19 protein-coding genes and 1 riboswitch are annotated in these 23,016 nt (G+C 29.7%); of the genes, 2 read left to right on the top strand and 17 right to left on the bottom strand.

Annotated elements, in window-relative coordinates:
- Positions 1 to 196 precede the first annotated feature (196 nt).
- From ACI48P_RS17005 to ACI48P_RS17020, 4 genes are all read right to left on the bottom strand, one after another.
- The gene (locus tag ACI48P_RS17005; RefSeq protein WP_475217933.1) at positions 197 to 3,442 is read right to left on the bottom strand and encodes an SIR2 family protein; all 3,246 of its coding nucleotides are present in this window, start codon (positions 3,440 to 3,442) and stop codon (positions 197 to 199) included.
- A gap of 189 nt (positions 3,443 to 3,631) precedes the next feature.
- Positions 3,632 to 4,624 carry a ComEC/Rec2 family competence protein gene (locus ACI48P_RS17010; protein WP_475217934.1) on the bottom strand — a complete coding sequence of 331 codons (993 nt, stop codon included), beginning with the start codon at positions 4,622 to 4,624 and terminating at the stop codon, positions 3,632 to 3,634.
- A complete protein-coding gene (locus ACI48P_RS17015; RefSeq protein ID WP_475217935.1) occupies positions 4,617 to 4,814 on the bottom strand; it encodes a hypothetical protein in 198 nt (65 codons plus the stop codon). Before ACI48P_RS17015 ends, ACI48P_RS17010 begins: the two co-directional genes overlap by 8 nt.
- On the bottom strand, positions 4,807 to 5,646 hold the full coding sequence (locus ACI48P_RS17020) for a TIGR04255 family protein (RefSeq protein WP_475217937.1): 840 nt from the start codon (positions 5,644 to 5,646) through the stop codon (positions 4,807 to 4,809). Before ACI48P_RS17020 ends, ACI48P_RS17015 begins: the two co-directional genes overlap by 8 nt.
- 140 nt (positions 5,647 to 5,786) lie before the next feature.
- Between ACI48P_RS17020 and ACI48P_RS17025 the strand changes: the two genes are divergently transcribed.
- Positions 5,787 to 5,990, top strand: coding sequence for a hypothetical protein (locus ACI48P_RS17025; protein WP_475217939.1), 204 nt, complete (start codon positions 5,787 to 5,789; stop codon positions 5,988 to 5,990).
- Positions 5,991 to 6,199: 209 nt separating this feature from the next.
- Here the strand turns inward: ACI48P_RS17025 and ACI48P_RS17030 are convergent, their stop codons facing one another.
- From ACI48P_RS17030 to treP, 5 genes are all read right to left on the bottom strand, one after another.
- Positions 6,200 to 7,693, bottom strand: a complete 1,494-nt coding sequence (locus ACI48P_RS17030) for a glycine betaine uptake BCCT transporter (protein WP_475217941.1) — start codon at positions 7,691 to 7,693, stop codon at positions 6,200 to 6,202.
- A gap of 156 nt (positions 7,694 to 7,849) precedes the next feature.
- Positions 7,850 to 9,394, bottom strand: coding sequence for a glutamate/gamma-aminobutyrate family transporter YjeM (yjeM, locus tag ACI48P_RS17035; protein ID WP_475217943.1), 1,545 nt, complete (start codon positions 9,392 to 9,394; stop codon positions 7,850 to 7,852).
- A 336-nt stretch (positions 9,395 to 9,730) separates the two neighbouring features.
- Positions 9,731 to 11,032, bottom strand: coding sequence for an NCS2 family permease (locus ACI48P_RS17040; RefSeq protein ID WP_475217944.1), 1,302 nt, complete (start codon positions 11,030 to 11,032; stop codon positions 9,731 to 9,733).
- A gap of 172 nt (positions 11,033 to 11,204) precedes the next feature.
- Positions 11,205 to 12,878 (bottom strand): alpha,alpha-phosphotrehalase, encoded by a 1,674-nt coding sequence (gene treC / locus ACI48P_RS17045; RefSeq protein ID WP_475217946.1) that lies wholly within the window; start codon positions 12,876 to 12,878, stop codon positions 11,205 to 11,207.
- Positions 12,879 to 13,027: 149 nt separating this feature from the next.
- Complete coding sequence (treP, locus tag ACI48P_RS17050; RefSeq protein ID WP_475217948.1) at positions 13,028 to 14,467, bottom strand: PTS system trehalose-specific EIIBC component; 1,440 nt, start codon at positions 14,465 to 14,467, stop codon at positions 13,028 to 13,030.
- 287 nt (positions 14,468 to 14,754) lie between these two features.
- On the opposite strand from treP, the gene treR reads away from it, so the two are divergent.
- Positions 14,755 to 15,474 carry a trehalose operon repressor gene (gene treR / locus ACI48P_RS17055; protein WP_475217949.1) on the top strand — a complete coding sequence of 240 codons (720 nt, stop codon included), beginning with the start codon at positions 14,755 to 14,757 and terminating at the stop codon, positions 15,472 to 15,474.
- A 37-nt stretch (positions 15,475 to 15,511) separates the two neighbouring features.
- Here treR and ACI48P_RS17060 read toward each other — a convergent pair whose 3' ends face one another.
- The 8 genes from ACI48P_RS17060 to ACI48P_RS17095 form a co-directional block, all read right to left on the bottom strand.
- Positions 15,512 to 15,700: a hypothetical protein gene (locus ACI48P_RS17060; RefSeq protein ID WP_475217951.1), complete on the bottom strand. Its 189-nt coding sequence runs from the start codon at positions 15,698 to 15,700 to the stop codon at positions 15,512 to 15,514.
- Between the two features lie 15 nt (positions 15,701 to 15,715).
- Positions 15,716 to 16,765 (bottom strand): YHYH domain-containing protein, encoded by a 1,050-nt coding sequence (locus tag ACI48P_RS17065; RefSeq protein ID WP_475217953.1) that lies wholly within the window; start codon positions 16,763 to 16,765, stop codon positions 15,716 to 15,718.
- Positions 16,766 to 16,952: 187 nt separating this feature from the next.
- Positions 16,953 to 17,873, bottom strand: coding sequence for a hypothetical protein (locus ACI48P_RS17070; RefSeq protein WP_475217955.1), 921 nt, complete (start codon positions 17,871 to 17,873; stop codon positions 16,953 to 16,955).
- Between the two features lie 153 nt (positions 17,874 to 18,026).
- Positions 18,027 to 18,110, bottom strand: a riboswitch (cyclic di-GMP riboswitch).
- A 108-nt stretch (positions 18,111 to 18,218) separates the two neighbouring features.
- Positions 18,219 to 19,007: a tyrosine-protein phosphatase gene (locus tag ACI48P_RS17075; protein ID WP_475217957.1), complete on the bottom strand. Its 789-nt coding sequence runs from the start codon at positions 19,005 to 19,007 to the stop codon at positions 18,219 to 18,221.
- A 156-nt stretch (positions 19,008 to 19,163) separates the two neighbouring features.
- On the bottom strand, positions 19,164 to 19,691 hold the full coding sequence (locus tag ACI48P_RS17080; protein ID WP_475217959.1) for a hypothetical protein: 528 nt from the start codon (positions 19,689 to 19,691) through the stop codon (positions 19,164 to 19,166).
- A gap of 303 nt (positions 19,692 to 19,994) precedes the next feature.
- Entirely contained in the window at positions 19,995 to 20,948 is a 954-nt protein-coding gene (gene rfbB, locus ACI48P_RS17085; protein ID WP_475217961.1) for a dTDP-glucose 4,6-dehydratase, read from the bottom strand.
- Between the two features lie 123 nt (positions 20,949 to 21,071).
- Positions 21,072 to 22,040 carry an LCP family protein gene (locus tag ACI48P_RS17090; RefSeq protein ID WP_475217964.1) on the bottom strand — a complete coding sequence of 323 codons (969 nt, stop codon included), beginning with the start codon at positions 22,038 to 22,040 and terminating at the stop codon, positions 21,072 to 21,074.
- A 138-nt stretch (positions 22,041 to 22,178) separates the two neighbouring features.
- Entirely contained in the window at positions 22,179 to 22,934 is a 756-nt protein-coding gene (locus ACI48P_RS17095; RefSeq protein ID WP_475217966.1) for a UTP--glucose-1-phosphate uridylyltransferase, read from the bottom strand.
- Positions 22,935 to 23,016 lie beyond the last annotated feature (82 nt).

Raw genomic sequence — 23,016 nt, forward strand, 5'->3', positions numbered from 1 at the left:
ATATATCTACTATGTATTTCATGTCTTTTTAATAATATGTAAATATTATTTTCAACTTAACAAATATATTTTATAAATACTATGTTTAATAAATAAATTTTACATTAATAAGTATAACCATTTTTTATATATAACAATAAAATAACGTTTTGAAATAGCTAATATTATTTTTCTTAATTATATATGCATAATATTTCTAATTACATATAATGCGGTGTCCCTTATATTTTATTTCAATATGATTGCACCCATTTAATTCATTATCTAAATTATTTTTATTAAAATCGTCAGGATTTAATGCATAAGCTAATCTAAATGAGTCTATGCATAATTCACTGTTACTACCTTTATAATATACTCCCTTTATACAATAATAATCTGATTTTATTTTAGAATCAAAGTTATCATATCCATAATTTGATATTAATCTTTCAGCAAGATCTACATAGTATTGTATTTTTTCTTTATCTTCCTTAAATAAATATCCTGAAATGATCATAATATAACTTTTTAATAATTGATTATTGTTAATGTTAAACATTTGAGACCTTATTGCAGCAGATATACTTCCATCTAAATCCCCTAGCATATAACATATATCTCTCAAATAAATATATACAGTAGGATTATAATTTTCAATACTTAAATACTCTTGAAATAAATCTTTACTCATTTGAAGTTGTTTAATTCTACCAGGTTCCACCATAGTTTTAAAAAGTTGTAATTTGGATACAGCTATACCAAATATAGCACTTGAAAACTCTTTATCCAAATTATATGACTCAAAATATGAATTATTTGCTTCTATATATCTGCCTAACTCAAGATAACAATGACCTTGATACAAATAAATAACTTTCTTTTTATCATTTTTAAATAGGTGCATATAATTTTTACTAATTTCTTTATATATTTTTAGTCCCTTTTCATAATTTTTCTCGTGAACTAAAGAATTAGCGTAAATAAATTTAATTATAAAATTATTTACGTCAATTCCATTTTCATTTATTTTCATCAAGACCATATTGTACTTACAATTATTATAGTCTCCTATTATATGAGTATATATTTGTATATCATCCTCTGATAATTGATGTCCTAAAGACATAATTAAATCATCAATATTTATCTCTTCCTCAATTGTCTTATTGCCTATACTTGAACTCACTTTTGTATATAATTTGTCCCCTTCTAGTATATAGTCAATCTCTTTCTTACTATTATTACTTTTTAGAAAATCTGACTTATATTTTTCCATCCACATAATACCATCAAAAGATTTTTCAAGAGTATAATTTCCTTCTTCTCCTGCAAAGTGACCCAACATATACTCTTTCGTAGCATTATAAATATTTTTATTCAGTGGATATATTTTATATGCATCTATACAAGCATTTCTCATTTCTTCCAAGTACCCTATGCTTTTATACATATTAGACATACTTACAGCCACATCAAAATACCTAAATCTAGACTGTATATATTTACATATTTGAATACTTTCTTCTACTTCATGTTTATACTTAGCTTTGGCAAAAATGCATTGAGCTTTAATATAATTAATCCTATGTTTTTGTATATCCTCATTTTTCAAATGATTAAGTTCATAATTACAGGCCTCTATAGCTTCTTCATATTTTCCCTCTTTAGCAGATATTAGTATTATGCTTTTATATATAGATCTGTCTTGAGGATTGAAGTCAATTAATATATTACAGTACTTTCTTGCCTCAATATAATTATTGATTTTAATATTACACTCTATAAGTTTTGAAAAAATGTCTGCAATACTAAGTCTATCGTATTTTTCTAGCTCTATATTATCCAAGTACCTACTATAATATTTTATGCATGTACTAATATACTGATTGCTTAATTTTTTATTTTTTCCATCTAAAGTATACACACTACGATATTTTTGGAAATAACAGTGACCAAGTATTAAGTCTTTTTCTATATAATATTTCGAAGTATTTTTTATTTGTTTACTAAATTTATTTGCTTTTGATAAATCCCCTTTGATACAATAAGCTCTCATTATATTAAAATTTATCTCATCACTTTTGGATTTTACTTGCTCCAAATACTTTAATCCTTCATTAATAGCATTAATATCATGTCTTGATTCTACTCCAAAGGTATTATAAATAGTACTATCATATTTTATAACTGCAGATGTACATAGATATAAATTACCGATCAATTCTAATATAAAATCATTGTTACTATTAAATTCACATAAACTACGTATTATTATATTACCTTTATTTTTTAGATCCTGATCTGTCGACATTTGATAAGTAATAGCTAATATAGCTCCGATATACATATACACAGTACTTTTCATATATTTATTAGTAATATTGCCCGCATATTCCAATATTTCTTCAGCTAAAATTCGCGCCTGATTATATAACTTATTGTTATAGCAGTAAATTACAAGTCCAACCTTTTCTACATCTACACTTTCATCTTTTTCACATACAGTGTTATTGTTGTTTTCTATTTTATTACTATTAGTAATATTATATAAATTACTTAAAGTGTCTAATACTGTTATAAGTTCATCATGATCATTTATAACTATTTCTTCTACCCCTATATCTTTATATATACTCTCTAATTTTTCAGGATTATCCATAATGTATTTTAATTCTTCTAATGTTTTAGTATTAAAGACATAACTCTTCTCTTTATCATCACCAAATATCTCTTTATTCTCTATCAAAAGTTCCCTTATATTTTCATCAGTTATGCTATATCCTAAAAATATTGTTATATTACTCGAAAAATCATTTTTTAGTGATTGTCTCAAGATCTTAAATTTATCATCAAATCGTATTTCTGTGTAATCGTCCTCTAACACTATCATAAGATCTTCTCGATTCACACAACCATGCATTTTTAATAAACCAGTTTTGCTTCCACTATTAAAAAAATCTCTATTTAACATAATGTCATCTGAATAATATACGTTTGTTTTAATATTATATTTTTCTTTAAAAATATCTTCTATAAGAGTATCATAATTTGTTGTTATTATCTTGCAATATTCGGATAATTTATACAACTTATTATATTTTATAAGATCTATGTTTGTATCCTTTAACTTAATATCCTTATTAATATTTTTAATATCTTCAAATTTGTATTTTATGAATTTTTTTACGTCTAAAGCATCTAGTTCCAAGTCTTTTATTAGGCTCTTAAATGCTTCTGGTTCGTTACCAACGCCTGCCTTTGTATGATCTCTTATACCTAAGATAAATTCTGACTTTTTAGGATATTTCAACATTAAGCTATTACAGTAGCTTTTTAATAAACCATTCCACAGCGGATAACCAAACCATCTAGAAAAACCTGATCCTATAAATAAAGTCACCCTTTTTTTATTAACTAAGACATCCGTAGATATTTCATCTATAAATTCTTTTAATATCATTTAAATTGACTCACCCCTTATATAGTATCCCTATCTTTAAACCTAATCATTAAATACTAAAACTATTATACTATATATAGCTACATTACAGCAAAATTTACCAATAATCTCATATATAAAAAACCTATATAGCTAAACATATATTTATTTAGTCTACTATATAGGTTTTATTTTATATAATATTTAGATTTATATTTTTATTGCACTTCCAAATAACTTTGTATCCACCTTTTTTCCACCACTAAGTATATCAAATCTACAATATACTACTCCATTATTATATTTATCTCTAACATTCTTATTAATAAAGCTCATATTATTATCTGTACAATATACTTCATTAGTGCATTCCATGTACTTTTTTATAATATCTTCATTAGGTAAACGAGTCGCCCCTACTGTAGCTGTAGTAGTACATGCTACTTCATTTATTGTATTGCTTGTGAATATAGTATTAAATATTGCTTCTGATGTTTTAGATGCATGATGTGGTATTTTTACATACTCATAGCTTTCTGGCATCTCCTCAAAATATATTCTATTAAGAGACTGATTCTCTATATCTCCAGCGAATAAAAAATTACATACACCTAATTTAATATAAAAAGCTATTGAATAATCATTTACCTTTATTTTCTTAGCATTACTAAGTGATCTTTTTTTATTTATTGTTGAATGTGGAGATAGAGCAATAATATCAAATTCATAATCGGTTGGTTTTACATTGATATACTCATATACCCTTTTCTTATCCATCTTTGTATCTTGCATAACCTCAATCACAGAGTAATTTTGATTTACCATAGATATTTGATTTATCTTATTATAACAATCTAATATATTATCTTTTAATTGTCCTTTAATCCTATCAAGGCCATAGGGTATTACTATATTAGAATTTTTGTCTACTAAATTAAGTAATTTGTCTATACCTATTGAATGATCCTTATCCGGATGTGTCCAACATAATAAGTCTAACTTCTGAATATTTAATTTTTCTAGTATATCTATAGTTACATTTTTACCGTCAACTTCATAACTATCAATAACACCAACGTAGTCAACTTCATCATCTGTATATATTATAAATATAATACTTTCGCCCTCTACACTATATCCTACTAAATATATATCTATATAAAGTTTTTCCTTAATTAAAATTTTTTTTTGAATTCTACCCATTATTCAACTTGATACTTGCCTTAATATTTCTTTTTCTATATTTTGGCTGTACTACACGACCTACAGAGTATGATACCACCTCGTTAAGATTAAAACTCTGCATTCGGGGCTCTATTGTATTACTTTTAGCTTTATTTTTTTCTATGATGCGATCATATTTGCTTATAGATTTAGCTTTAAAATCACTCATTACTATTCACCCCTTCCACAATATTTTTATTCCAACTTTCATCTATCATTGATTTTAAAAATTCTGTTGTTAATACATTTTTAAATATATTAAATATATTTTCATTTATTTTATCAAGTAAATCTGTGTACTCGCTCTCATTGATCAATAATTCAGAATCAGCGCTACCTTTTATATCTGCAATAACCCTAACGGCTAAATTATCTTTGTATTCACCTATCCCAGCCCTACTTATCAACTCAAATTCAAGATCATCTTTATAAACCTTTGTAGAACTCTCCCAACTTATAAAATCTTCTAATTTATCATTATTTAAAATTTGCTTATTGAAATGCGGACTATAAAAATATTCTTCTTCAAAGTAATTATATAATCTCTTTACATCTTTTACTATACATGAGTTTATTTTTCTATGTGAAAGTCTAAGAGGCTTATAAAACTGAGTTATTTCTACAAGATTTGAGATTACTGTATTTATTATATCTCTATAATGTGTGAATTTTTTATACTTATTACAACTTATATTGTATTGTATGAAATATTTATTCACTATTAATTCTTCATTTTCATCTTCAGTTTTTATTATAAAACAATTACTCCTATAAAAATTTTCATTTCCCCTATCTAAAAATTCATTAATATCTATATTAGTATCTTGTAATTCCATAATATCATAAGAGTCAAATTCATTCTCTATGCCTTTTATTATTTTAGTAATATTATTTTCTAAATCATTTAGTCCCTTATATTCAAATGTTATTATTATACTATTTAATATATTTGACTTTATTGATGACCTGTGTATACTATCTTTTGATATCAATTCACTCATATCTTCAACTCCTTGCCGTTATATTATAATAATTATATCATACATAGCTATAACTTACTTATCCAAATAAGCAATTATAATTCTATTATCCATTTAATACTCCAAATCTCCTAACTATACATTTTTTAGATAATCGCTCTTTGTTTAATATTGGTAAATACGAGAGAGAGGCTAATAGCGTTTGTGCTGAGTATTTTATTTCTGATAGTTTTATTGAGGAATATAAGTACTGGTCAGAAAAAAATGTGGCTGGATATTTAGGGGTTCCTGTGGAATTAGTTAAACTAAAGTTAGCTAATTATGACATGTCTAAGCTTACTGGGTATGATGATATTATACCATAGATAATTCAGCTAAAATGCTATCGAACAAACCTTCATTTTAAGATTGATTATACGCTAACTTACCATGACAATATACCACCACGTATATTGTCATGTATTTATACTATATCTAACTATACTCTGACTAAATTTAACTTTTCTATAACTCTAATGCAAACTTATCTCCATTAAAATACTTTCAATTATAAAAATTATCACTTAAATTAATACTAATGTTTTTTATGATGCTTTGGAACAATATGTATTTTCTCTTTTCTAAGTTCCATTACAAAAGACACCATCATAAGAAATAGTATTATACTAAAAGGTAATGCGGTAACGATTGACATGGTCTGAAGCCCTTGCAGACCTCCACTAATAAGTAGTGCTACTGCAACTAATGCTTGAAGTATTCCCCAAGTTAATTTTACTTTAGTTGATGGCTCCATCGAACCTTTAGTACTAAACATTCCTAATACAAATGTAGCTGAATCTGCTGAGGATACAAAAAAAGTGAGTATTAAAGCAGTTGCTACTATACTTAAAATATATCCAAAAGGAAGACTGTTTAACATTACAAATAGAGTTGAACTCATATCTACCTTTAAGGCTTCAAGTAGTGCAAGATTTGTATTCATCTCTAAATTTAAGGCAGTTCCGCCAAATACAGCAAACCATATAAAACTAAATAGAGATGGTACTAATAATACTCCCACTATAAACTCCCTTATGGTTCTTCCTTTAGATACTCTTGCTATAAACACTCCAACAAAAGGTGACCAAGCTATCCACCAAGCCCAGTAAAATAATGTCCAGTCAGCAATCCAAGTCGAATCTCTAAATGGTGTTAATCTTAAACTCATAGATACAATATTTTGAAGATAGTTCCCTAAATTATTAGTAAAAATCTCTAGTATATTTGCTGTTGGTCCAAGTAAGAATACAAATACTAACAAAAGCATAGCTATACCAACATTTATATTACTAAGTATTTTTATACCTTTTTCAAGTCCTGTCGCTGAAGATAGTAAAAATAATATAGTTGCTATTATTATTATTACTATTTGACTTAATATATTTATATTTAGTCCAAATAAGTTGTTAAGACCACCATTAATCTGCATAGCTCCAAGACCTAGTGATGTGGCTACACCAAATGCAGTTGCGATTATTGCAAGTATATCTATAAATCTAGCCTGTATGGAATCTATCTTTTGCCCTATAATTGGTGATAAGGTCTGACTTATAAGTAACTTTTTGTCCTTTCTAAATCTAAAGTAAGCTATAGTAAGACCAACTAAAGAATATATGGCCCAGGCATGAAAACCCCAGTGGAAAAAGGAGAATGTTATAGCAGCATTGGCAGCATCTGGTGTTAATGACGCTATTCCTGCTGGTGGATACAAATAGTGATCAAGAGGTTCTGCTACACCCCAAAATACAAGGCCAATCCCCATACCAGCACTAAATAACATTCCAAACCAAGTTATATTACTAAACTCTGGTCTATCATCTTCATGCCCAAGTCTTAAATGTCCATATTTACTAAAAGCTAAAAATATCATGAACACTAAGATTAAAAATGTTACTATAAGAAACAACCATCCAAATTTACTTGTTGTAAAAGCTAAAGCAAGTGTTGCTGTGCTTGCTAAAGATGTTGGGGATACAAGCCCCCATAATACGAATAATCCTATTAATACCACAGATATATAAAAGACCATATGAGAAACTCCTTATCAAATTATCAAATGTATTTCTTATTTATTTTCTCTTGAATTCATGTTTTGTATACTGACTTTTATTAAGAAATAAAAAACAGGTAGCCAATTTTGACTACCTATTCTCGCTTTATATATATTTAATTATTTTTATATTTATTAACTTGCCTTATCTACCTTAGGATTATTATCATTCTTACCATGTCTTCTTTCGTAAACTGTATATAAGATAAATCCAACTATAGAGAACACTAACGGTCCACCTACCATTGTTAATGTCTTAGACAGTCCTTTAGATGATGATAATACTGGCTCTATTATTGTAAATAAATTTGCAAATCCTATAACAGCAGTTACAACTACTGATACAATAACAGCTAAACCATGAGACTTATAAACAACAAATGGCTTATCTAACTTACCAGCTAATTGCTTTTTCTTGAATGCAGGGAAAGCTGCAGATAAGAACATATAAGGTATTGTCATTGCTACGTTAGTCATAAGTGTTAATATAGCAAAGAATTCTGCTGCATTTTCTCCACCAAATGATACTATAAGAATCATAACTATAACTATAGTTGCTTGAACCTTCATAGCATTTATCGGCATACCATCTTTAACTTCACCTAATTTACCAGGCCAAACTTCTTTTGGTGCACCTTGTATTAATGTTTTAAGTGGTGAGTAAGTTAATGTGAAGAATGCTCCTGTTAAAGCTAAGAACATCGATAAACCTACGAATCTAGCTACCCAAGCACCCATTGATAAAGATACTGCTTCACTTAATCCTAAGCCTTGTCCTATTTGAAGTCCTAAGTTACTCATTAATAAGTAAGTCGCATTTGCCATGTTTACATTATCTCCGCCTAGTACTTCACCCCAGTTAGTGAACATACCACAAGCAAATATTCCTAATGCATATCCTAATGATATTACTATTGCTGAGATTGCTAATCCTTTTGGGAAAGTCTTTTCAGCATTTTCAGTTTGGTCAACTAAACCACCTAATACCTCTAATCCTCCAAATGCAAATACTGCAAATGTTAAGAAAGATAATACCGCTACAGGTGTTTGGTATAATGGACTTGGTGAAACAGTAAATGAAGTTACCATATCAGTTATCGGTTCTGCTAGTCCTCCATTTAAAGCAACTACTAAAATACCACCACCTAATAATACTACATTAAGTAATGTTACAGCTGTACCACCTATTGAAGTTATTTTACTTATCTTATCTACCCCTTTTGTTGATACAAATGTAACTATAGCTATCCAAATAACACCTAAAATACCTAATGTTTTAACAGAATTTAATCCAAATAAAGACCATGTTGAAGTTACATCTGACCCCATTATTGCATTTGATAAAGGTATCCATATACTTGAAGATACACTTACCATCCATATTAAATAAGAAGCATACCACATGAATGTTCCTATAAATGCATATTTAGGACCTACTGACTTTTCCATCCATGAGTACATTCCACCCTTTTCTTTTTTAAAAGCAGATCCATACTCTGCCATCATAAAAGCATATGGTATAAAGAAAAATATTGCACTAAATACGTACCAAGGTATTGCTGAATACCCCATTAAATAGAATGCTCTTGGCATGTTAGAGAACCCAAATACTGATGTGAATATCATTAGTATTAATGGAACTAACGTAAGTTTTTTTGTGTTGCTGTTATTTTGCGACATACTCCCCACTCCTTTGTCATTAATAGACACAAATGTTATAATTTGTATATTTATTAACAGAATATCATCAGAATCGAGGATTGACAATACAAAAACGTTTTCACGAAATATTTAGATTTTTAACCTTATTTATACAATTTAAACAATTACATGCTATTATATAAACATTTTCAAAAGTATATATAATGTATTTTTAAAACTTGAACATATTTAAATATTTGATATATATTTAACTAATAGTTGCATAATAATATTTTTATTTTGCATAATACTTTATTTATATATATAAAAAAGAGCTACCATTTTTTTGGTCAGCTCTTTATCATAGCTATATATTTAATGAGTAATACCCATAACAATATTAAGTGCAAAACTTAAAGTAAAGAGCCCTGTAAGCACATACATAGGAAGTGATACTTCCTTATACTTACCGCTTAATACCTTAAGGACTGTGTAAGTAATAAATCCAAAGCTAATACCATTTACAATATTATAAGTAAAAGGTATCATACTAATGATTATTACAACACCAATAGTGTCAACAATATCACCTTTTTCTAAATCAAAGAAAGTCTCAATCATTAAAATACCAATATATATAAGCACTGCACTAATAACCCCATCAGGAATTAACTTAAGCACAGGAATAAAAAATAAAGCCAGTAAAAATAACACCGCAGAAGTAAAAGCTGCAATCTTACCCTTAGCTCCAGCACTTATTCCAGAATAATTTTCAGCAGCAACAATAGTCGGACTAGTTCCAAATATACCTGCAATAATGTTTGAAAGTCCTGCCACACTAAAGCTCTTTTGGAAATCTTCTTCAGCATCTAAAGCACCTAATTGACCATATAAAATTCCCATATTTTCAAAAACTATAACAATAGTAATAGAAAACACAGCCATAACAAAAGGTACGCTAATAGCGTTTTCAAAAGACATAGCTAAAAACACTTCCTTAAAAGCTCCCATATTAAAACTTCCAAAATCCAAATTACTAAAGCTTGTAACACCCATAACTAAAGATATTACAGTACCAATAATAATACTTAAAAGTAAGCCACCATTTACCTTTCTAATACTTAGTGTCAAAATAATCACCAAAGTAATTACACTTAATAAGGTTTCTTTGTTTCCTAGACTACCAAGCCCTACCATAGTACTTTCACTAACTGCTACTAATCCACTTTTTTGAAGACCAATAAATAGAATAAAAAATCCTACACCAACAGTAATAGCATGCTTTAAGCTATTTGGTATAGATTTCATAAGTATAGGTGTCAGCTTAGTACTAGCTATAATAGTAAATATAATTCCACTTATAACTACAGCACCAAGTGCCTCCTGCCAAGATAGCCCCATAGAATTTACAATTGTATAAGTAAATAGAGAGTTAATCCCCATTCCTGGTACAAGTATAAAGGGCTTGTTTGAAATGACTCCCATAAGTACAGTAGATATAGCGCAAGTAAATATTGTGGCAATCATAGCTGCATCTTGGCTTATCCCTGCATCAGAAAGTATTAGTGCATTCGTTATTATTATGTATACGCTTGCAATAAATGTAGTAACTCCTGCTAATACTTCTGTTTTGATTTGTTCTTTGTTAAGATTGTTGATTTTTAATTGTTGTTCCATCCTCTTTCCTTCTTGTTTCTTTTCCCTCGCCCGCCCGCAAAAAATATGCTCCTATATCTTACCATTTTTCCGCTTAGATTGTCTATATTTCTAACAATATAAAATTCAAACTATATGTGGATTATTATATTTTCACTTAAAAACAAGAGGCCCCTTTTGACGCTATATATTTTTATATTTGTATTACAAATGTTTCGTACGGTCTTAGCTTCATGTTTTTGTTTGGTATTATATTTTTATAGTTATTTATTAATATTTTACTATTCTGTGATATGTTTACTTCGTCCAATTCTACTTCTACTTCTTCTGAGAAGAAGTTGCATACTACTAGTAATTTTGTGTCTTCTAACTCTCTCGTATATGCTAATACTTTTTTATGATTTCTTAATACTGACCTTATTGTTCCGTCTGATATTGCTTCATAGTCTTTTCGTAGTTGTATAAGTTTTTTGTAATAGTTATACACTGACTCTTCATCCTTTATTTGTGATGCTGCATTTACTGTGTCGTAGTTTTTAGCTAGGTTAATCCATGGTTTTGCTGTTGTGAAGCCTGCATTTTTCGTATCATCCCACTGCATTGGTGTACGAGAGTTATCTCTTGATTTACTTTTTAGTATTTCTAGTGCTTCTGTTTCTGTGCATCCTTTATTTATTAAGTTCTGGTATGCATTTATTGCTTCTATGTCTTTATATTCATCTATGCTTTCAAAGTATGGGTTTGTCATTCCTATTTCTTCACCTTGGAATATATACGGTGTTCCCCTTAGCATGTGAATTGATGTTGCTAGCATTTTTGCGCTTTCTAGTGGATAGTTTACATCATCTCCAAATCTAGATAGTATTCTAGGTTGATCGTGGTTGCACCAGAATACTGCATTCCATCCATTTCCTTCTTCCATTCCTATTTGCCAGTCGAATATGATGTCCTTTAGTTTGTCAAAATCAACTGGTGCTAGTGCCCATTTTTCTCCGTTTGGGTAGTCCACTTTAAGATGATGGAAGTTAAATGTCATACTTATTTCTTCGTTTTCTGGTTTTGTGTAGTTGATGCAGTGGTCTATTGTAGTAGATGACATTTCTCCTACTGTCATTGTTCCTGGATGCATTCCAAATACGTTTTTGTTTATATCGTGTAGATACTCGTGTATTTTGGGTCCATCTGTGTAGAATCTTCTACCGTCATGCATTGGACTTTCAAATGTGTCATCTGGGAAGTTTTTGTTTTTAGATAATAGGTTTATTACGTCTAGTCTAAATCCATCTACTCCTTTTTCTAACCAGAAGTTCATCATTTCGTATATTTTCTTTCTTAGTTCTGGGTTTTCCCAGTTTAAGTCTGCCTGTGTCACATCAAATAAATGTAGATAGTACTTATCCAATGATTCTACGTATTTCCATGCTGAGCCACCAAATTTAGATGCCCAGTTGTTTGGTGGACAGTTGTTCTTACCTTTTTTCCATATATAAAAATCATGATATGGGTTATCTTCTCCTTTTAACGCTTCTTTAAACCACTCGTGATATATCGATGTATGGTTGACTACCATGTCTAGTATCAGTTTCATGTCACGATTGTGTACTTCTTTTAGTAGCTGTTCAAAGTCTTCCATTGATCCAAATAACGGGTCTATGTTGTAGTAGTCTGCTATATCATATCCATTGTCATTTTGAGGAGAGATATATATCGGTGTAAGCCATATTACATCTACTCCTAAGTTTTTTATATACTCTAATTTGGATATTATTCCTTTGATATCTCCAAAACCATCATTATTACTATCTTTAAAACTTTTTGGATATATTTGATATACTACGCTATTTTTGTACCATTCTTTGTTGTTCATAATTTATGTCCTCCATTAACAAATATACGGAAACTAATGATGTAATATCAATAGTTCCCTTATATTATCTTTTCTATATATTCATATATTTTTAATATTAAATAGTAGCATCTTTATTAATATTAATTTATTGATTTATTTTTTATTTATTAAACTGTTGCTTTGTTTTTTTTATTTGATAGTTGTTGCTTTTTGTGAAAAGCTAGTGTTAATACAAATGAAACCACTACTGCTACTGCCATTGCTATTATAAATGATACCCAGTATTGCGGTTGGATTGCTAAGAATCCTGGTAATCCACCTATACCGATTGAGTTTGCTAATACTCCTGTAAGTATAGACACTGTAGCCGCTGATGCAGATCCTATCAATGCTGCATAGAATGCATATTTATATTTTAAGTTTACCCCAAACATTGCTGGTTCTGTAACTCCTAACCAAGCTGATAGTGTAGCTGATAGTGACATTGATTTCATCTTAGGATCATTTTTACATACTGTGTATATTGCAAATGCTGCAGCTCCTTGTGCTATGTTACTAAGTGCTATTAGTGGCCATATCATTGTTCCACCGTTTGCTATTAATTGTAAGTCTACTGCTATGAATGTGTGGTGTAATCCTGTGATTACAAGTGGTGCATATGTTAAACCAAATATTATTGCTCCTACTATCTTGAATGGTCCTGTTAATAACCTGTTGAAGAATATTGCTATTCCATCACCTATTGTACGAGATATAGGTCCTATTATAATGTATGAAAGTAATACTGTTACTAATAGCGCTACGAATGGTATTATTATCATTTTTAGTACATCTGGTACTACTTTACGCATGTTTGTTTCTATTTTAGATAATAGTATTCCTGATACTATTGCTGGTATAACTTGTGCTTGGTATCCTACTTTTTGTATAGTGAATAATCCAAAATCCCAAAATGGTATAGTACCTTCTGCTGCAGCTGATGCATATCCATAAGCATTTAATAATTGTGGTGATACTAATGTAATACCTAATATAATACCTAATATTTCTGAACCACCAAACTTTTTAACTGTTGACCACGTTACTGCTACTGGCAGGAAGTGGAATATCGCTTCTCCTAGTATCCATAGGAAACTGTGTATTTCTGCTAATGTTGGGTACAGTGCTGTAAGTGTTTGTGTTCCATCTCCAAATACCGCTAAGTCACCTATAACATTTCTAAATCCTAATATTAGACCTCCTGTGATGATAGCTGGTAATATTGGTATAAATATTTCAGCTAGTCCACTGATAACTCTTTGCACTATGTTCATATTTTCTTGCGCTGCTTTTTTTACTTCTTCTTTACTTACTATTTCTATGCCTGCTACTTCTACGAAGTCTTTATATAAATCACTTACCTCTGTACCTATTACTATCTGGAACTGACCTGCATTTGTAAATGTTCCTTTTACTATAGGTAATTTTTCTAATTCTTTGGTGTCTGCTTTTGATTCATCTTTTAGTACTAGTCTTAATCTTGTTACACAATGGGAGCCACTAACTATGTTTTCCTTGCCCCCAATTAGTTTTACGATTTCTATTGCATCATTTTTGTATTTTCCCATCTCAAAACCTCCTTGTTAACGTTTTCTTTGTACTATTATATTAACTTGTTTAAACAAGTATGTCAACAACTTGTTTAAACAAGTTTTATTTTTTTCTACTTTTTCTATTATCTAATGCTTTGTGTTTATATATTTAGCCTTTTTACATCCTTTGATGACTATTTTACATAAAATTGTTATAATAAGTCTATAATGCTCAATAGTTAGTTTATAAATAATAGATTAATTAGTTTTATAAAAAATAGATTAATTACTTTTATAAATATATAGAAAGGAATAAAAGTTTAATGGCTGTAGGTAAATACATAGATATATATAATGATTTAAAATATAAAATAATCTCTAATGAATATGAGCCCGGTCAAAAGCTCCCTTCTGAAAATGACTTAAAAGATATGTTTTCAGTAAGTAGAAATACTATTAGGAGAGCTATTGGAATGCTATCACTAGATGGATATGTGACTAGTGTACATGGCAAAGGGGTGTTTGTAATGGAAAAACAACCTCTTAAGTTTTTAGTAGGTGGATTACAAAGTTTCAAAGAGGTTTCATCTAATAATTCTTTGAATTATAGTACTGATATTCCTATATTTGAAGAGATGATTGTAGATGAGTCTTTTAGCAATAAATCGGGGTTTACTGTTGGTACTAAAGTGATATATATGGTAAGGGTGAGAAATATTGATACAGAGAACGTTATACTCGATATTAATTATTTAAATTCTAATATTGTAAAAGATATTACTAAGGCTGATGCTATGAACTCTATTTATGAGTATGTAGAAAACAAGTTAGGGCTTAAAATAAGCGGTGCTCAGAAGATAGTGTCTGTGGTTCCTTGTAGTGTTTTGGATAAGAAATATCTGGATTTGAAGAATAATAATTTGGTTGCTGTGATTAGTAATTTTGTGTATTTGGATAATGGGAGTTTGTTTGAGTATACTGAGTCTAGGCATAGACCTGATCGATTTAAGTTTACTACTTTCGCAAGAAGGGTGTATGAGTAAGGATTGTAAAAAAATAGTAGGCAAATATGCCTACTATTTAAATAGCTTCTTCTGCTAATCTCTTATTTTTTCTCTTACTATTTTTCTTCTCTATCTTATCCCGCTCTTTATTTTCTCTAAAAAGCTGAGCTTTTTTCATATTCTCCTTCAAATCACTTTCACTCTTACTCATTCTCTTTATAAAGAAATTTTCAACCTTATAACATACATTTCTATATATTGACATACTATTCACCTCTACTTACATAATACTTTTCTTAGCTACTAAAAATCTTCTTAATAACCAACCAGCTACTGCAACACCACTAAAAGTCATTGTTGCCTCTTTAGCTTCTTTATCTGCTACTTCTTCTCCTTTAGCATAATAATGATTATATAAGCCTTTTCCATAACCTAATCCTTCAGGTACTCTCTGTTCATTTCTATTATAACCATCACTATATCCAACCTCTTTTAAATGCTCTATATCCTTAATCCCTTTATCAAAACCTTCTTTGTACCAATTATTATATTTATTATTTTCATAAGCTGGAGATTTGTACTCGGTACTTTTAAATGCATCCTTATATCCTTGTTCCATGTAAGTTTCTGATAATATGACTTGTCCCTTATCATAAGCTTCTTGATATGCTCTTTTAAACGCTACATCTATATTTTCTAAATTTATACTTGGCTTATCCTCTTTACCATCCTTTAGACCAATAGCGCTATATTCTTTTATTTTATTATCTTTGTACTCTTTGATTCCCTTATTATACCCTTCATGATATGCTTTTTTTAATTCCTCATTACTATATATACTAGTATCTATAGTTGCTCCTGTAACCCCTATTTCAAAGCCTTTCGAATTTGCTTCATCTTTTTCTGATTCTAGCTTTTTTGTTCCTTCTGTATAACCTTCACTGTATTTTGATGAATATAAATCACTATAATTCCCTGAGTAAGAGTTGTTGCTTAACTGCCCTGCATAACCTGCGTTATAACCATCATTATATCCCTTTGTTCTAGCTGATTCTTTTTCTTTTTCTTCTGTATTTACTGTTGATAAGCCGCTTACTCCTCCACTACCATTAGTTGTACCACCTCCATATGGGCAACCATTTGTGTGTAAATGTGGACCATAGCCATGGTGATAATGGTAACTTCCAAGACCGGATACATTTTTATTATCTCTGTGGCCTCCATTAGAATCGGTTCTCCCTGAGTGTGCATCTACTACTGAGATGTTCATTATTAAACATAATGAAATTGCACCGATTACTTTTGCAAATTTGTTTCTTTTTATAATCATTTCTTTCTCCCTTTTTGCTGATAATTCTAATTGTTGATAATGTAAAAGTAATTTTCTTTGTCTATTCTACCACTTTTATTTGTCGATATTTGTAATATTATGTTTGAATTGTATTTTTTTGAATGTTAATTTTCTAACCATTAATAAGTAAAAAAAATAAACTCTATTTCTAGAGTTTATTTATATATTATCCAAATTTTAATGAAAGATCTTCTTTTCTCTTAAGCTTAGACTTTACATAAACACTAGCTGTTAATAACCCAACTACTAATAACACTGCTCCAGTTAATCTAAACTTACCTATTAATCCCTTTATTACAACTCCTATAACCGTACCTAAGTAAGGCACATTTACAGCTACATTTTCATACACTCCAGTTATAGAGCCCACAGTACCTATTATAATCATAAGAAGTCCTGAAGCTATCATAGCTGCTCCCATCCATGCAAACTTTCTTTTCTTTCTTCTCTTCCAAATAGGGAAGTATAATCCACAAAGAACAAATACAGCCACTATTAATGCTATTATCACTAATCCACTATCCAATATATTTGCATACTTAGACATCTTTATTATTCCTAGTGAATCAGCTAAAGTTTTGTTATCTATAATTGCTAATTTATCTTCAATATCATTTAATATCTCTTGTTTTACCACAGTTACATCTAATTTTTCAAAATCATTGTTATAATAATTTGCTCTTACAATATCTTTATATTCATCAGATTCTACATACTCATTTAAACTTTCTTCTACTCTAGATTCATAAACTGACATATTTATTGGAGGCACTTTTTTCATTTCGTTTTTTATGTATCCCACAGCAGAGAATATATCATTATTTACTACCTCTTCTACATCACTTTTACTAATAACATCATCAAAAATACCCTTAGGTAAGTTATTGTCAGCTACGTACTTATTAATTTCTATTTCTATATCCTCATAGATTTCACTGTATATCTTATTCTCTTCAAATGCTTTTGTATATGTTGTTGGATTTAACACTTCCAATTTGAATAATATAGCAGCAAAAGTCAGCACTAGTACTATTGTTAAAGTTATACTAATTATAATTGCTTTAATGTTTTTAATATTATCTTTCACACTATTCTCCTTAATATTTTTATAGGCTCTCCCTTTAGAAGTCTATAATCCTATAACATGTTTTTAAGCGTAAAAAAACTACCTTATATAAAGGTAGCTGCCATCAAAACAAACACTTATCAAATAAGTGTTACTTCAATAAGATTATCTCTTATCGGCAGCTGGCTAGCATAGTATATTACCTTAGCCCCTTTAGCTTTGCGTCCTTGGATTTCTCTAAGTTTGCCTATTTAATTTTATAACAAATTAATTATATATTAAAACTGTTTAAAAGTATATATGTTTTTGCAGCTTTTGTAGAAAAATGTAGAATAAAATTATATTTAATATTAAATACTAAAATAATTAACTACTTTTCTTAAAAAACTTTGAGAAAAAGGACTTCTTCTTTTTAATGTCTTCTTCTTCTACCACTATTTCTACTTCTTCGTTATTTATGACTCTACTTGGATTTTCTATAAATAATCTTTGTGCTTTTTTCTCTCCATACTCTTCACATACATAATCATATGCCTCTCTTATCATAGGTCTTCTTCTTTCAGGCCCATGTGCATCTGTACCTACAAAGTGTACTATACTATTTTTTAATAAAAGCTCAGTTATTCTATGAGCTTCACTACTACCTTTACCTAGCACACTAGAAGCATTTATTTGTATAAGTGCCCCTTCTTTTATTGCCTCAGTTAATAAGCTTGGATTTTGTTGAATATCATTATATCTTTCTACATGAGCAAGTATAGGCACATAACCTCTTATCTTAAACTCATAGACCACTTCGCTTAATTTCTTAGGAAAATTAGTAGGTGAAAACTCTACAAGGACATATCTACTGTTGTTTAAAGTATAAAACTCTTTTTTCTCAATACACTCTAAAAAACTATCATCAAAATATAATTCGTTACCTATTATAACTTCGACATCTATTCCATTTTCTTTAATGATTTTATTAAAATTTTCTACTTCTACTAATAGCTCCTCCCCTTTAGTATATTTAAATTGAGGATGATAATGCGAAGTATTTACTATCTTTTTTATTCCTTCGCTTTCTGCTATTTTTAACATTGAAAGTGCATCCTCTAAAGTCTTCGCTCCATCATCTACACCTGGCACTATATGACAATGTATATCTATCATGTCTTTACTCCCCCTGTCTAATAATAATGATTTTATTATAGCATAAATTTAATATTATAATACATTTTAAACCTAAAATACGACAAAATAAAACAGCCGACTCTATTCTATAAGAGTCAACTGTTAAAACATAGTCCCTATTTATATTTTTTACCTTTATTGTTGTGGAGTCGGCTCTGGTGTTGGTACTGGATCCGGCGTTGGTGTAGGGTCTGGTGTTGGTGTTGGATCCGGAGTAGGTGTAGGATCTGGTGTTGGATCCGGTGTTGGTGTAGGATCTGGTGTTGGATCCGGTGTTGGTGTTGGTGTCGGCTCTGGATCCGGTGTCGGAGTTGGATTTGGTGTAGGGTTTGGTGATGGATTTGGCGTCGGTGTAGGGTTTGGCGTTGGTCTTTGATTCGGTCTCTCATTTTGCTCTGGCCTTACCACTTCATTGCTCTCATCGTCATCATTTACTGATTCTGTATCTACTTCTACTTCTTCCTCCGGTGTCGCTTCTTCCTCAGTTACCTCTACTTCTTCTTTTTCTTCTTCTACTTTAGGTTCTTCCTCTAATACATGAGCTGGAGGACTCTTGTAGTTATCCGCTGATGCTAAGCTACCCTGGCTTGTACAAAATCCTGCTGTAGCTAAAGCCGTTACTAGTACCCCTCCTACTATTATCTTTTGTTCTTGTTTTTTCATATCTTACCCCTCAACTACTATATATTTATAATCATTTCCTTAGTATTATTTTATCATAAAATGAAAATATATACATTTATTAGATGTATATATTTTCCTACAAAAAATTATTTATCTTCTATTATTAATCCCCTATGTCTTAATAAGGCACAAATGATATATTAATAACTAATATTTTGACAATGCTTTATACACCAAGTTCCCATCAATAAACGTATACAACACCTTAGCATCTGTATCTAATCCAAGCCTACCTTTATAGATGTAAATAAAAAACGACTCATAAGGGGTCCTTTAATTAGTTTAGATTAATTTGTACTTTACAGTCTCACGTATACCCTTATCAAAATCATAAACTTGATTCCATCCAAGTTTTTCTTTAATCTTATTAGCATCTATTGCATATCTCATATCATGACCAGGTCTATCTTTGACAAAACTAATTAAATCTTCAGACTTTCCAAGCACATTTAGCAAGATCTTTACTATCTCTAAATTAGTCTTTTCATTATTTCCACCAACATTATAAACCTCTCCTGCCTTACCTTTATGAATTATTAAGTCAACAGCGCTACAATGATCATAAACATGTAACCAATCTCGAACATTTCTTCCATCACCATATATAGGTAACTTTTCATCGTTAATAATCTTCTTAATCATAAGAGGTATTAACTTTTCATTATGTTGATTAGGTCCATAATTATTAGAGCATCTAGATATAGTAACATCCATACCATAAGTTCTAAAATATGATAAAACCAATAGATCAGCACTAGCTTTTGATGCTGAATAGGGTGAGCTAGGGTTAATAATACTATCCTCTGTAAATAATAAATCTGGTCTATCTAGTGGTAAATCTCCATACACTTCATCTGTTGATATTTGATGAAATCTCTTAACTCCATACTCTCTACTCGCATCTAATAATACCTGTGTTCCAATAACATTTGTCATAATAAATATACCAGGATCTTTTATAGAATTATCAACATGTGACTCTGCTGCACAATTTATTACTATATCAAATCTCTCTTCCTCAAATAAGTTAAATACAAAACTTTTATCAGAAATATCTCCTTTTATAAACTTATAATTTACCTTATCTTCAATATCTAATAAATTATCTAGATTTCCTGCATAAGTCAATAAATCTAAATTTACTATGCTATATTCAGGGTATTTATTAACCATATACTTAATCAAGTTAGAACCTATAAAGCCAGCTCCTCCTGTAATTAATATTTTTTTATTCATATTCTAGCTCCTTCATCTAATATTTATATTGATACTTTAATAAATGATAAAAAAAGTTCGTAGATATTTTTCTACGAACTTAGCAAAACACATGTTAAGTGACTTATTTTAAAAATTATATTATTATTTATTATCTTCACCATATATAAACTTGTGCCAAGCTTCTAAGTTAGGTTCCTTATCCCACTCTAGTACCCAGCCTTTTTCCTTGCTTATTATATGTCCATTTCTGTGTTCTTCCATAGGGAATTGGAACTGTTCTATCTCTTTGTCATTTATCTTTAATACAGTATATCCTAAGTTCATCATTTCCATAGGGCTTATATTAGTCTTAGTATTAGCTAATAAAATATCAGCACATCTTTTATATTCATTAGGACCTTTTGTTAAAAATTCTTCATATACACTTTCGGCTACTTCTCTATGTCTATTGTCTCTTGCATAAGCACTATCAGTGTATCTTATTCTACTAAAAGCAAGAGCTTGATATCCATTTAATCTCTGAGTGCCAGCTTCTGTTATATATTCTTTTTCCATTTTATCTTTTCTACTGTAGTAGTAATCAAAACATCCATCAATATATTTGTTTACTTCATTTATATCTTTTTCTTCAACAGTTACTTCTACTCCACCAAGCTCATCTATTATATCCATAAATGACACAAAGTTAACTGCTATATACTTGTCTATATCCAGATCAAAGTTTACTTTAAATACTTCTTTAAGTAAATCTATCCCCTCATATCCATATGCATGTGTAAGTTTCTCAGTTGAATATCCAGGTATATCTACATATGTATCTCTTGCTATAGAAGATATCTTTATATCTTTCTTAACACTATCTATAGTTACAAGCATTACAGAGTCTGATCTATTCCCTTTTTCTACCTTTTCTCCATCTGTACCTACAAGTAATATGTTAGTTACACCATCAACTATTTTAGCTTCTTCTTTCTCTTTTTTCTCTAATTTAATAGCTTCTTCTTTTACATATATTGAGTTTAACTTGTAGTATACATACCCAAATCCAGTAAGACCTATGACAAATATTGTGCAGATTAGGGCTATAGCTATCTTTTTAAATGACTTCATCTTTTCTCCCTCTTTACATTAGTTTGTTCTGATATAACTTAAAAATATTTTTTAGTATTATATCAAAAATTATCGAAATATAAATTTCCTTAAAATATATTATAGCTAAAGATATGATCTTTAGCTATAATATATTTCTTATTCTGAATCTATTGCAACTTCTTTTATTGCACTATCTTCATTATTTGCTGTTTTATTTGGTTCAAACTTACTGTTTAGGAATGCTACTAAATCATCTCTAAGTTCTGGTCTCTTAAGTGCAAAATCTATTGTAGCTTCTAAGAAGCCTAATTTGTCACCTACATCATATCTTCTTCCTTCAAAGTCGTATGCATAGATTGCTTCTTGATCTGCTAAAGTTTGAAGAGCATCTGTTAATTGTATCTCTCCACCTTTACCAGGCTCTTGATTTTCTAGTATATCAAAGATAGCTGGAGTTATTATATATCTACCTAGTATAGCTATATTTGATGGTGCTTCTTCTACGTTTGGCTTTTCGACCATGTCTTTTACTTTGTATACTCTATCTTCTATGTGTTTTACATCTAGTATACCGTACTTACATGTATCTTCTGTTTTAACTTGTTGAACACCAAGTACAGATGTTTTATATTCGTCGTAGCAGTTTATAAGTTGCTTTAGGCATGGAGTATCTGCATCTACTATATCATCTCCAAGAAGTACTACAAAAGGCTCGTTTCCGATGAAGCTCTTTGCACAGTGGATAGCATGTCCTAATCCTTTTGGTTCTTTTTGTCTTATATAGTGGATGTTTACCATGTTAGATATATCTTGAACCATTTTTAGCATCTCGTCTTTCCCTTTTTGAGAAAGTTCAAGTTCTAGTTCTACTGAACGGTATAGGAATAGGTAAGACTTTGAAGTTATCTCCATCTTTTCCCCTCCTTCACACCGTACGTGAGAGTTTCCCCTCATACGGCGTTCCAACAATTTGAATTTAGTAATTATAATTAAA

Source organism: Romboutsia sp. LXY-2, from assembly GCF_056171995.1.